Origin of the sequence: Bacteroides sp. AM23-12, assembly GCF_003434395.1 — a bacterium.
Taxonomy (GTDB): domain Bacteria; phylum Bacteroidota; class Bacteroidia; order Bacteroidales; family Bacteroidaceae; genus Bacteroides; species Bacteroides thetaiotaomicron.
This window is the reverse complement of record NZ_QTLF01000018.1, coordinates 19155-32169: the sequence shown is the minus strand read 5'-3', so window position 1 is coordinate 32169 and position 13015 is coordinate 19155. Positions and strand designations below refer to the sequence as shown.

The 13015-nt window shown below is 39.2% G+C and carries 11 protein-coding genes and 2 tRNA genes; 8 read left to right on the top strand and 5 right to left on the bottom strand.

The window, feature by feature from the left end; genetic code table 11:
- The first annotated feature begins 139 nt into the window (after positions 1 to 139).
- The 3 genes from DW640_RS14870 to DW640_RS14860 all read left to right on the top strand — a co-directional run bounded on the left by DW640_RS14870 (position 140) and on the right by DW640_RS14860 (position 4376).
- Entirely contained in the window at positions 140 to 502 is a 363-nt protein-coding gene (locus DW640_RS14870; protein WP_008761500.1) for a BlaI/MecI/CopY family transcriptional regulator, read from the top strand.
- Between the two features lie 12 nt (positions 503 to 514).
- Positions 515 to 1846 carry a TonB family protein gene (locus DW640_RS14865; protein ID WP_048693412.1) on the top strand — a complete coding sequence of 444 codons (1332 nt, stop codon included), beginning with the start codon at positions 515 to 517 and terminating at the stop codon, positions 1844 to 1846.
- Between the two features lie 211 nt (positions 1847 to 2057).
- The gene (locus tag DW640_RS14860) at positions 2058 to 4376 is read left to right on the top strand and encodes a BamA/TamA family outer membrane protein (RefSeq protein ID WP_074855618.1); all 2319 of its coding nucleotides are present in this window, start codon (positions 2058 to 2060) and stop codon (positions 4374 to 4376) included.
- A gap of 75 nt (positions 4377 to 4451) precedes the next feature.
- Here the strand turns inward: DW640_RS14860 and DW640_RS14855 are convergent, their stop codons facing one another.
- From DW640_RS14855 to DW640_RS14840, 4 genes are all read right to left on the bottom strand, one after another.
- Positions 4452 to 5003, bottom strand: coding sequence for a DUF3332 domain-containing protein (locus tag DW640_RS14855; RefSeq protein ID WP_008765673.1), 552 nt, complete (start codon positions 5001 to 5003; stop codon positions 4452 to 4454).
- A 105-nt stretch (positions 5004 to 5108) separates the two neighbouring features.
- Positions 5109 to 5546 carry a DoxX family protein gene (locus DW640_RS14850; protein ID WP_011107464.1) on the bottom strand — a complete coding sequence of 146 codons (438 nt, stop codon included), beginning with the start codon at positions 5544 to 5546 and terminating at the stop codon, positions 5109 to 5111.
- A 167-nt stretch (positions 5547 to 5713) separates the two neighbouring features.
- Positions 5714 to 6148 (bottom strand): copper resistance protein NlpE, encoded by a 435-nt coding sequence (locus tag DW640_RS14845; protein WP_011107465.1) that lies wholly within the window; start codon positions 6146 to 6148, stop codon positions 5714 to 5716.
- A gap of 171 nt (positions 6149 to 6319) precedes the next feature.
- The gene (locus tag DW640_RS14840; protein WP_117578617.1) at positions 6320 to 9049 is read right to left on the bottom strand and encodes a response regulator; all 2730 of its coding nucleotides are present in this window, start codon (positions 9047 to 9049) and stop codon (positions 6320 to 6322) included.
- A 301-nt stretch (positions 9050 to 9350) separates the two neighbouring features.
- On the opposite strand from DW640_RS14840, the gene DW640_RS14835 reads away from it, so the two are divergent.
- Positions 9351 to 9599, top strand: a complete 249-nt coding sequence (locus DW640_RS14835; protein ID WP_008761507.1) for a hypothetical protein — start codon at positions 9351 to 9353, stop codon at positions 9597 to 9599.
- A gap of 111 nt (positions 9600 to 9710) precedes the next feature.
- On the opposite strand, the gene DW640_RS14830 is transcribed toward DW640_RS14835, so the two are convergent.
- Positions 9711 to 10130 (bottom strand): BT0820 family HAD-type phosphatase, encoded by a 420-nt coding sequence (locus DW640_RS14830; RefSeq protein WP_008761508.1) that lies wholly within the window; start codon positions 10128 to 10130, stop codon positions 9711 to 9713.
- 105 nt (positions 10131 to 10235) lie between these two features.
- On the opposite strand from DW640_RS14830, the gene DW640_RS14825 reads away from it, so the two are divergent.
- From DW640_RS14825 to DW640_RS14810, 4 genes are all read left to right on the top strand, one after another.
- A complete protein-coding gene (locus tag DW640_RS14825; protein ID WP_011107468.1) occupies positions 10236 to 11624 on the top strand; it encodes a peptide MFS transporter in 1389 nt (462 codons plus the stop codon).
- An 83-nt stretch (positions 11625 to 11707) separates the two neighbouring features.
- Positions 11708 to 12511, top strand: a complete 804-nt coding sequence (locus DW640_RS14820) for an MBL fold metallo-hydrolase (protein ID WP_008761509.1) — start codon at positions 11708 to 11710, stop codon at positions 12509 to 12511.
- A gap of 89 nt (positions 12512 to 12600) precedes the next feature.
- A tRNA-Lys gene (locus DW640_RS14815) sits at positions 12601 to 12673 on the top strand.
- Between the two features lie 31 nt (positions 12674 to 12704).
- Positions 12705 to 12777 (top strand) — tRNA-Lys (locus DW640_RS14810).
- Positions 12778 to 13015: the final 238 nt, after the last annotated feature.

Genomic DNA, 13015 nt, shown 5'->3' with positions numbered 1-13015 from the left:
TCGGCTGTTGAACAAGTTTTTTGAAAATAATTCTTTCTCATATTAACAATATTTGTATGAATAAAAAATGATTATCTACTTAATTTTAGTAGATTTGCTTAAAATTAGTAGTTTGATATTCAGTATAAAAGATGACGATATGGAAAGATTGACACAACAAGAGGAAGAAGTGATGATTTACTTTTGGAAAATGGGACCGAGTTTTATCCGGGAGATTGTGAATGAAATGCCGGAACCAAAACCGCCATATACAAGTGTTGCCTCTGTAGTCCGTAATCTGGAGAAAAAGAAATTCTTGTCTCCTTTCAAGTTAGGGAATTCTATTCAGTATCATGTGCTGGTGAAAGAAAGCGACTATAAGCGTAGCTTTATGAATGGAGTAGTAAGTAACTATTTTACAGGTTCGTACAAAGAAATGGTTTCCTTTTTTGTCCGCGATCGTAAAATCAGCAAGAAAGAACTCGAGGATTTAATCAATATTATTGAGGATGAAGAATCATAAATCAAGATAGGCATGGAATCTTTTGCAATCTATTTGATTAAAGTAAATGTAGCTTTGATTGTATTATATGCATTCTATAAGCTCTCTTTCAGCAAGGATACATTTTTCAGGCTGAGACGGATCATGTTGCTGCTGATATGTGTGACTTCGCTGATTTATCCATTGATTGATTTTTCAGGCTGGACGGACGAGTATGCAATAGGAGAAACGATTACTACCGTTTACAATAAACTGTTACCGGAAGTGCTGGTTACTACAGCTGTACCCGTTGCTACAACTGAAGTTGAAGGGACAACCTGGCAGGCCGGTACTTGGTTATGGATTATTTATGGATTGGGAATAGGTATGTTGTTACTGCGTAATCTTTTAGAAGTTAGTAAAATACATCACTCTTTAGCCTGCTCTCAGCGCTATTCTCTGAAAGGTGTACCTGTTTATCAGTCGGAAGACGTAGGGGAGCCCTGTTCCTTCTTTCACTGGATATTCATAAATCCGATGCAATATTCGGATAAGGAAATTAATGAGATATTGATACATGAACAAACTCATGTCCGTGAGTTGCATTCATTGGATATAATACTGGTTCAACTGGTTATATTATTATGTTGGTTTAATCCGTTCTCCTGGTTGATACGCAGTGAAATACGTATGAATCATGAGTATCTGGCGGACAAGCAAGTAGTGACGTCCGGCTATGACAAGAAATCGTATCAATATCATTTGTTGGGAATTAAACATACTTCATTGGCTGCAGCAAACTTCTATAACAACTTTAGTGTATTACCCTTAAAAAAACGAATTAAAATGCTAAACAGAAAAAGAACTCATAACATCATGGTAGGTAAGTATCTGATGTTTATACCAGTGGCCGCATTATTGCTGTTATTCAGTAATTGTGCTAATAAGAAAGCGGATAAAGTCCAGTCTGATACCGAAAAAGCAGATACCATAGAGTTGACTGCTGAACCGGAGAAAACAGCAGAACCTCAAGTTGATATAACGATCACGGAGACGAAGGGTGATTCTATTTATTCAGTAGTGGAAACGATGCCGGATTTCCCTGGGGGACAGAAAGAACTACTGAGCTTTTTGAGTCGCAATATCAAGTATCCGACAAAGGCGATAGAAAGTAAAATTCAGGGTCGTGTTATTGTACAGTTTGTAGTTAACAAAGATGGCAGTATTTCTAATGCGAAAGTAGTACGTAGTGTTGATCCGGATTTGGATAAAGAAGCTCTTCGAGTCATAAATTCGATGCCCCAATGGAAGCCGGGAATGCAAAAAGGGGAGCCTGTATCTGTGAAGTATACAGTTCCTATTGTATTTAGAAATCAACAAAATTAGGAATCTTATTCGCCACGATTTATAGAAATAATTGCAAGGATACATAGTCAGTAATATATAGGTATTAGCAAAGCATACTTTGCAAATTTCTATAATTCGTGGTGAAAAGAACTTTTGTCGCATTAATTATTGTTTTGATAATTTCCCCGAACGAAAAATATGCTCTATCTTTGTCCCTATATATTTGCTTCCGCTTTTATAGAGATACTGTATGAGGAAAGGATTTCTTTACTTATTTACTTTTGCCATTATCATTCTGTCGCTCGCTTCGTGCACTGCCACTAAGTATGTGCCGGATGGCTCTTATCTGCTGGATGAAGTCAAGATTCATACAGATCAGAAAAATGTCCGTCCTTCTTCCTTACGAATGTATGTGCGACAGAACCCTAATGCCAAATGGTTCAGTTTAATCAAAACACAGCTTTATGTTTACAACCTTTCAGGACGAGACTCTACTAAATGGGGAAATAAGTTCCTGAGAAGAATCGGGGATGCTCCTGTAATCTATAGTGAGACTGAAGCGCAGCGCTCGCAAGATGAAATTACAAAGGCAATGCGCAATATGGGCTATATGGCGGCCACAGTGAAGCGTTCGACTAAAATAAAGAAGAAAAAGATCAAGCTGTATTATGAGGTGACAGCCGGCGATCCTTATATTGTCAATTCATTAAAATATGATATTCGTGATCCTAAGATTGCTGATTTTCTGAAGCAGGATTCCGCCAAAAGTCTGCTGAAAGAAGGAATGATATTTGATGTGAACGTGCTGGATGCCGAGCGTCAGCGAATTACTGACAAGTTGCTTCGGAATGGTTATTATAAGTTCAATAAGGATTATGTCGGTTATACGGCAGATACGGTTCGGGGTACTTATCAGGTAGACTTGACCTTGCATTTGCACGCCTACAGAGCGCATGTGAGCGATTCGGTGAAAGCACACCAACAATATTGGATAAATAAGATTAACTTTATTACGGATTATGATGTCCTGCAATCTTCTGCGCTGAACAGTATGGATATCAATGATTCTCTTCATTTTAAAGGGTACCCTATTTATTATAAAGATAAACTCTATTTACGCCCGAAGATGCTTACTGATAATCTTCGCTTTGCTCCGGGGGATTTGTTCGATGAACAGGATGTGCAGCAGACTTATTCCAATTTCGGACGTCTGTCCGCCTTGAAATATACCAATATCCGTTTTCTTGAAAATCAGGTAGGGGATACGGCGAAGCTTGACTGCTATGTGATGTTGACCAAGAGTAAACACAAGTCGGTAGCTTTTGAATTGGAAGGAACCAATTCAGCCGGTGATTTGGGAGCAGCAGCTTCCGTCTCTTTTCAAAACAGGAATCTCTTTCGCGGTTCGGAGACTTTTATGATCAAGTTTCGTGGTGCTTATGAAGTGATTTCCGGACTTCAGGCAGGCTATTCTAACAATAATTATACGGAATACGGGGTGGAGACAAGTATCAACTTTCCTAATTTCCTGTTTCCTTTTCTCTCTTCGGACTATAAACGGAAGATTAGGGCCACTACAGAGTTCGGATTACAGTATAATTATCAGATGCGTCCCGAATTTCTACGTACCATGGCATCGGCTTCATGGAGCTATAAGTGGACTCAACGCCAGAAAATACAACATCGTATCGATTTGATTAATATCGGTTTCCTTTATTTGCCGAGAATTTCGGAGAGGTTTAAGGATGATTTTATTAACAAAGGGCAGAGCCATATTCTTCAGTATAATTATCAGGACCGTTTGATTATTAATATGGGATATAGCTATCATTACAATAGTATTGGTGGTGCCATCATTAATAATACAATTGCTTCCAATTCATATTCCATCCGTTTTAATTTCGAATCAGCGGGAAATATCATGTATGCTTTATCCAAAGCAACGAATATCCGTAAGAATAATGATGGGGAATATGCTATTCTGGGCATTCCATATGCACAATATGTGAAAGGAGAATTTGACTTTTCTAAGAATATAAGGATAGATCATCGTAACTCGTTTGCGTTTCATATAGGTATGGGCATTGCTGTTCCTTACGGGAATGCGAAGACTATCCCGTTTGAGAAACAATACTTTTCCGGTGGTGCCAACAGTGTTCGCGGGTGGACGGTACGTGACTTGGGGCCGGGCTCTTTTGTGAGGGATGAAAATACCAATTTACTGGATCAGTCCGGTGATATCAAGCTGGATGCCAGCATTGAATATCGAAGCAAATTATTCTGGAAGTTTCAGGGAGCCATCTTTGTGGACGCCGGTAATATATGGACCATTCGTGATTATGACAATCAGCCGGGAGGAGTCTTTAAATTCGATAAATTCTATAAGCAAATAGCGGTAGCGTACGGATTAGGGCTTCGTCTGGATCTGGATTTCTTCATTCTTCGTTTTGACGGAGGTATGAAGGCGCTTAATCCTGTTTATGAAAAGGGGAAAGATCGTTATCCGATTATCCATCCTAAGTTCAGTCGTGATTTTGCTTTCCATTTTGCGGTAGGATATCCTTTCTGATCAATCATTGCTAATAAAAAAGGAGATGAAACTGGTTGTACGGTTTCATCTCCTTTTTGTTTATGGTATATGCTTTTAACGAGCGGCAAACATCAGGTTGCTCATAGTAGCCTGACGGGCAGCCATCATACCTTGAGCGTCCAATGTAACGTTCATTTTTTCGCCGTTTGGTAAGAACAGATCAGCAGTACCGTCGTTATTCATCTTTAGCAACTCAGAGCTTTCGCCGTTTGCAACTACATTCCAGGTATTAGCTTCTTTGTTGTAGATCAAATCCATAGAAGCTGTTTCGCCTTCCTTCGTAATTGAATAGCCATTTTCAAGTGTTTTAACCATATAGTTACCGTTTTCTCCTTTTACCTTCTTCACGTCGCCCACATTAGCCATCGGGTTGGAACCACTCCAGAATTCGATAGAGTTGATTACTAAGGCATCAGCAAGGTATGCTACGCCATAAACCGGAACAATGTTGAAAGCTAAAAATACAAGCTCATTTACAAATTTGTTTCCGACTCCTTGATTCCAGGAACTTAAACGGTTGAATAAGCCAAATGATCCAACACAGGAGCTGAATAATAAGCTACCACTAAGTACAACCGCTACTAATGTCAGTTTGCTTTTTTTCATGTTTACTTTACTTTTTGATTAATAAAATGTTGATAAATTCTCTTTTTAATAGATGCAAATATAACATTTTTAAATTAATCAAGGTTATTATTTCTTGTTTTTATATCATTTACGTTTGTTGTGTGCCAACTTGTTTCCAATGAAATGATCTATGGAAAATTTACCGGGTCCGGCAATGTACATTAATACAAATACTACTAAGTAGATGAATGCCAATTCTTTTACTGCAAATACGTCATTAGCATGGATGACAAAAAAGGCAACTATCATCGTAAAAATCATCGGGATCATTGCCAAGCGGTACAGAAAGCCGAAGATGAAGCCCATTGAACATACCAACTCACCAAAGATCGCCAAACCGAGGGATATGGAACTGCCCAGCCCGATCGGATCAGGAAAAGCCGTGGATAACTCCTGGAAATTGCTCCATTTCTGTATACCGTGGTTCATTAATAATATTCCGAAAATGATGCGGACTGCCAATAAAAACAAGGATACTTTTGTTGTATTTGGCTTTGTGGGGAATAAGAAATTATAAATCATAAGTCGTTCTTTTTATAAGTTTGCTTTTTATTTATATAAACATAAAAAATATTGAAATTGTTCTCTGAAAACGATAAAACATAGAAACAAAAAAAGATACCGGAAATAAAATGACTGATCAGCCGCTTTGTTTCCGGTATCTTTTGATAAGGACAGGATTTTCTTGTCTATTCTTTGTTTAGAATATAATGTTCGGCAAGTGCTCCCGTTATTTCTTGTTTGTCATCGTTTAACAGACGAACTTTGTTTTCTTCTACTTTATAATAAGATATTTCTCCACCTTCTTCTTTTAAAGTCAGGATATTACCTTCCAGTGTATAAGTTCCTTTTTCATCAAATGAACTGTCCCGGTCGATGTATACAGAGTGAAGAGTAAACGTCTTGTCAGGATTTAATGTCAGAGTTGTTTCAATGCCCGGACAGTCGGCAGCAGGAAAGACACCTTTATAGGTCCCTTCATAATCAAGCGATGTTTCGGCATTATGTATATCAGCCACTTGGGTTGCTGTACTGTCCGCACTTGTACTATTGTTTGTTTTCGCACTGTTTCCGCATGCTGCCAGAAGAAAGCAGGAACATGCCAGAATGATAACTTTTTTCATGATCGTTACTTTTAATAGTTTATCTAATTAAGTTTATAGTTCGTAAAGGTATAAATAATAAGTTGAATCCGGGCAATAAAAAGAACCGAACAACTTAATTTATGAATTTATAAACGGTCAATACTATCAGAGTACTTAGATAAACTTTATAATTGTATGTTAACATATAACTTACCATTTCTTTGAGAAGAGTTCAAGCAACTGACTTTTCTTCAATGGTTTGGCAAGAAATTCATTGCATCCTGCGTCAAGAGCGCTGATTCTGTCAGCATCAAAAGCATTGGCTGTAAGTGCAATAATAGGTATCCTATTATTAAACTCACGGATTTTGCGGGTTGCTTCCAGTCCTCCCATGACAGGCATTTTCATATCCATGAGAACAAGATCGAACTCTTCCTCACGTACTTTATTTACTGCTTCCGCTCCATTTTGAACATGGGTTAGATGGTAGTTTTTGAGAATATGTTGCACTAACGAATAGTTACTTTCATTATCTTCGGCAATTAATATCTTCAGTTCCTTCTTGTCGATTTCGTTCAAAGAAAGCTGGTGTTGCAATGGCTGTGAAATAGTTGGGGTATGCTCTTCCTGAGTGCTGATTTCACAAGGGATCCATGCCCAGAAAGTCGATCCTATACCGGGAGTGGAAGTAAATCCGACTTCTCCTCCGGCTCCTTCAATGATAGCTCTTGAGATAGCCAGTCCGAGTCCGGTGCCCTGAGCAAACTCATTGAGCTTCTGGAAACGTCCAAACACTCGTTCCTGTAATTCTTCCGGGATACCGACTCCGGAATCTTCCACATAGATCCGGATTCCTTCTCTTTCGATGCTGTATCCCATTTTTATATATCCGGATTTGGTGCATTTGACAGCGTTTGTAAGATAGTTCATCCATACTTGCTTGAGCCGGCTTCTATCCAGGAAAATCCAACAGTCCGGGCTGGAATTGTCCATTTGAAACTCAACATCCGGATTGGTAATCTTTGGCTGGATCATGGTATAAAGCTCGTTGCATACTTTGGCTAAATTGAATGTTTCTCTTTTGCGATCAAGAATTCCTGATTCAATCTTGGAAAGGTCGAGGATATCATTGATCAATCGCAATAACAACTCATTATTGGATTGGATGATGCTCATGTATTCTTCTTTTTCTGCCGGATCTTCAGAATATACCATCAGTTCGGAGAAGCCGACGATCGCGTTCAGGGGTGTACGTATTTCGTGACTCATATTGGCAAGGAAAGCCGATTTCAGGCGGTCGGAAAGTTCAGCTTTGTCTTTCAGCTCTTTTAGTTGCTGTGCCATTTTCTCCCATTTCGTATTGTTGACTTTAATACCGGTGTAGCGAATTACATTGCCTTTCTTGTCCCTTTCCACTGGTATGCCGGTAACAATGAGAGTCTGCCATTCTTTGTCCCATTTAGTTTTGGATCGGAATTTGAAGTTGAGATCTTTAGTTGTTCCTCCAATCATATAATTAATATGGTTGCGGACCTGCTCAATGTCTTCCGGGTGGGTGACATGCAGATAGTCTTCGGGTGTGATTGCATTTTCAGAATGGAAGTCATTCACGGGGTCATTAAATGCTTTGAATTGTTTGCTTTTTACTTCAAAATCCCAGTAAGACATGCCTACAGTCTTGAAGGTGAGCTGCATTTTGTAGTTTCTTTCTTCAAGTTCTTCATTCAGTTGATGAAGTTTGGAGATATTTTGTCTGAATCCGGTATATCGTACGTTGTTACCATATTCGTCTTTCTCGAATGGAACACCTATGATATTACAATATTGCCAGGATTCATCATACTTCGTTTGCATACGGCAAGTGAAGTTAATGGTGAGTTCCTTGCCTGATAGCATAGACTGTATGGCATCATAGGATGAAGAACGGTCTTCAGGATGAATAACATCCATGTATCGTTGGATGCTCACCAGTTTATCACTGGCATAATCATTGATCGGGTCATTATAGGCTTCGAACTTTTGAGTCCGTACATCGAAATCCCAATGAATGATATTGCTGACTTTCATGGCCAGTTCACGCTTGGCGATTAATTCCTGCGTCTTCTTTACCATTTGCATTCTTTCCGTTATATCCAGTTGGGTTCCTATAATCAGCAATTTCCCAAAATGTTCGAAAGATAACCGCATCATGCTTTCATAATAGCGATATTGCTTTTCTTCTTCATTATAGAAACGTAAGGTGATGTTTCCTTGCAGAATTTCTTTGTTGGTCAGTTGTGATAAAAGTTGTATTAAAGGTTCATGATCTTGTGGATGCAGTATATTTAGAATCTGATCTAATGTCGTGTTATTTTTAGCTACAGGATCTCCATGTAATGGATTGAATGTTTTCTTATACACGTCATATACCCAAGACGACATAGAGGCCGCTTCCATCGCCATTTCCAGATTCTTTTTGCTTTCATCCGTACGAAATTCAGCTTCTTTTATGGCAGTCACATCGTTGGAAAGCAATATATGCCCGATGATTTCTCCCTCCTTGCTTCGCAGCGGAACGACCTTTGCTTCATAAATGATCGTGTTCTTATTTTGGGTAGAGAAGTATGCGTTGTCTTTTATCCGGTCAAAGTCGTATTCGAATTCCAGAACAATATCTTCGCCTCTCTGAATGCGATTTTTGAGAGTTTCGTCCATATAAGGACTATTAAAAAGATTGACGATATTAACCACAGTCGTTTTATCAGTGACTCCATACATCTGCAATGCATGTTCATTGATACTGCGCAAGATACCATTTGTGTCATAGATCTCAATACTCATTGGCAGACAAGCATAAATACTTTCTGCAAACAGAAGTTGATCTTTTGTTAAAGGGAATGTTTCTGGTTCTGAAGATGACATTACATTTTGGGTAGTAGGTTCTGTTTTACTTGGGTTCATTTGTCCTTTGTTTTTGTCTATGTATGATGCTCTGATTTGTTTGCTATTGATTAATTTATACAACTTCTTGATTGCTGCAAGAAGCTATATGTTCACAAACATACAATAAAAATATGGAATAAAGAAATTAACACTAATAAAAGTGAATGACAACTTTGCATTTGATTAATGTCAGGAAAGCATGAAAGGCATCTTTTCACTCTCAAGAAATCTATATTATATAAGGTGAAATACTAAAAGTGCTTGTCCGGGTCTGCATATTCTCGTTTTTATCTTTATCTTTGTAGGAAAATATAAAAATATGGCACAACATACTTATGATGAAGAATCGGTCCAGGAGCTGTTGGGCTGGGCGAAGAAGATGCTTGAAACGAAGAGTTACCCGACAGAAAAGTATCAGGTTAATGCATGTACTTCAATCATTGATGGTAAACTTTATCTGGAGTCTTTAATTTCGATGATTTCCAAAAATTGGGAAAATCCGACTTTTCATCCTACTATTGAACAACTGTGGGAATATAGAGAAAAGTGGGAAGGTCAAAAGGAGTAATGTAAGTTTCAGACCTCCTCAGAAAATACATAATGCACTCTGAAGCGATGTGCCCGGAGTGCATTATGCATTTTTATTAATGGATGTAAGTCTGATCTTTCGCGTCGGAGATTAAAACGGCAACCATTTTCTTTTTTTCTTCTGACTGGTATTTTCTTCTCTTTGCTGGCTGTATATATCGGCAAATGTCTTTTTCTCTTTTATCATTTCATAGATAATTCCCCAGTCGGGAATACCGCCGACATTCCGGTCGTCTATAAACAGATCGGCTTTCAGTTTTCGGGAAAAGCCCTGATGATCTCTTTCTTCTTCCGGATAGTCTTTATTGGCTGCATAAAACTCCAGTCCTCTGGCTCTGCACCATTCTATGGCTTCGTCCAGAAGTTCTCCCTCGCGTACACTCCACAAGATTAAACGGTGCTTTTCTTGTTGTAACAATTTCAGCGTTTCAACTGCAAATGGAATTTCTTCACCAATACGTGGATAACGATGCTCTACAATCGTTCCGTCAAAATCAACAGCTATAGTCATTATGATATATTTAGAATACGTAATTTAGGACAAAGATACGGACTGTAAGCTAAAAAAACGTATATTTGCGCTGAATTAACATTTTAATAAAAAAACAGAGATTACATGAACAATTCCCCTCAGCGTGCCGCCAAAGGTTTTACAAGAGCCTTTTGGGTGAGTAACACAGTCGAACTGTTTGAACGTATGGCATATTATGCTGTTTTTATCGTTCTCACTATTTATTTATCCAGTATTTTAGGTTTTAATGATTTCGAAGCAAGTATGATTTCCGGCCTTTTCTCCGGAGGATTATATCTGCTTCCTATATTTTCGGGTGCTTATGCAGATAAGATAGGTTTCCGGAAGTCGATGATTATTGCCTTTTCTTTATTATCTATCGGTTATTTGGGGCTGGGCGTATTCCCTACATTGCTCGAAGCGGCAGGGTTGGTGAGTTACGGTGCGACTACCCGGTTTAATGGTTTGCCGGACAGTTCTTCCCGGTGGATTATCGTTCCTATCCTGTTTATCCTTATGATAGGAGGTTCTTTTATCAAGTCTATTATTTCCGCATCTGTGGCTAAGGAGACAACGGAAGCGACCCGCGCCCGTGGTTATTCTATTTTTTATATGATGGTCAATGTCGGTGCTTTTACGGGTAAGACAATTATCGACCCTTTGAGAAATGTGATCGGCGAACAAGCTTATATTTACATTAACTATTTCTCCGGGGCAATGACGGTGATTGCCTTGCTGGCAGTGATCCTGCTATATAAATCGACTCATACGGCAGGTGAAGGAAAAAGTCTGCGTGAGATAGGGCAGGGCTTTATGCGGATTATGACTAACTGGCGTTTATTGATTCTCATTTTAATCGTAACAGGCTTCTGGATGGTACAACAGCAACTTTATGCCACTATGCCTAAGTACGTCATCCGTCTCGCAGGCGAAACAGCTAAACCGGGATGGATCGCGAACGTTAATCCTTTTGTGGTGGTATGTTGTGTCAGCTTTATCACTCGTTTGATGGCAAAGCGCAGTGCGATTACTTCGATGAATGTGGGTATGTTCCTAATTCCTGTTTCTGCATTGCTGATGGCTTGTGGAAACATATTGGGAAATGATATTATCTCAGGAATGAGCAATATTACTCTGATGATGGTGGCTGGTATTGTTGTACAGGCGCTTGCCGAATGTTTCATTTCGCCGCGGTATCTGGAGTATTTCTCTCTGCAGGCTCCTAAGGGAGAGGAAGGTATGTATTTAGGATTCAGTCATCTGCACTCATTCCTTTCTTCTATATTCGGTTTCGGGCTGGCTGGTATTCTGTTGACAAAATATTGTCCGGACCCTGCCTTGTTTGAAACTCGTGCGGCATGGGAGGCCGCCAGTGCGAATGCGCATTATATCTGGTATTATTTCGCTGCTATCGGGCTGATTGCCGCTATAGCTTTGCTATTATTCGCAAAAATCACCGAATCCATCGACAAAAAGAAGAAATCTTCTCGGTAATTATCTTCTTTTTTCACTATATTTGCCGTCACTTTGCTGTAAAAGTTGACGGCATTTTGCATTTTAATAAAGAAAGATAAAACATGAAAGTAAGATTTATAAGCCTGGCGAGTGGCAGCAGTGGGAACTGCTATTATCTGGGTACTGATACCTATGGAATACTGATAGATGCCGGTATCGGCATCCGTACCATCAAGAAAACACTGAAAGATTTCAATATTCTGATGGAAAGTATACGTGCCGTATTTGTAACGCACGATCATGCGGATCACATCAAGGCTGTAGGGCATTTGGGGGAAAAGATGAATATACCTGTTTACACCACGGCTCGTATTCATGAGGGGATTAATCGTAGTTATTGTATGACGGAAAAGCTCAGCACATCGGTTCGTTATCTTGAAAAGCAAGTGCCTATGATGCTCGAAGATTTCCGTATCGAATCTTTTGAAGTTCCTCATGACGGGACGGATAATGTAGGATATTGTATAGAAATAGACGGCAAAGTCTTTTCTTTCTTAACCGACTTAGGGGAAATCACTCCGACGGCGGCAGATTATATCAGCAAGGCAAACTATCTGATTCTGGAAGCGAACTATGACGAAGAAATGCTTAAAATGGGACCTTATCCCCAATATCTGAAGGAACGGATCATGAGCAGGACCGGACACATGAGCAATTCTGCTACTGCTGAATTCCTGGCAGAAAATATCACCGAGCACCTGCGTTATATCTGGTTGTGTCATCTGAGCAAAGACAATAATCATCCGGAGCTGGCATATAAAACGGTAGAATGGAAATTAAAGAACAAAGGTGTAATTGTAGGTAAAGATGTGCAACTACTTGCTTTAAAGCGAAATACGCCTTCTGAGCTTTATGTGTTCGAATAATAACGAAAAAAAGATAGTAAAAAAGCTGCATTATTGTTTGGTCAAATGAAATAAAAGACCTACTTTTGCAACCGCAAACGAGGAAATAAGCACTCTTAGCTCAGTTGGTAGAGCAACTGACTCTTAATCAGTGGGTCCAGGGTTCGAATCCCTGAGGGTGTACAAATCCAAAGTTGCAATATAAAAAAATGTTGCACTCTTAGCTCAGTTGGTAGAGCAACTGACTCTTAATCAGTGGGTCCAGGGTTCGAATCCCTGAGGGTGTACAAAGAATGAAGAAGTAACTTAGTTACTTCTTTTTTTGTTTATATGAACTGCCTTGTAAGGGATCAGTTGTAAATCTTGTGAGGACTACTCTTCAACTCAATTTGAGCCTACTCTTCGGGACTTGTTGCTCCTTAGCCCGAAAGATGCTTGCCGATTTAATCAGACCTGCCTGGTTTAATAGTCTATGCTTCGTTGATTAATCCCTTTTGTATGCTAAGTTAATGTCTTTTGAAAGCA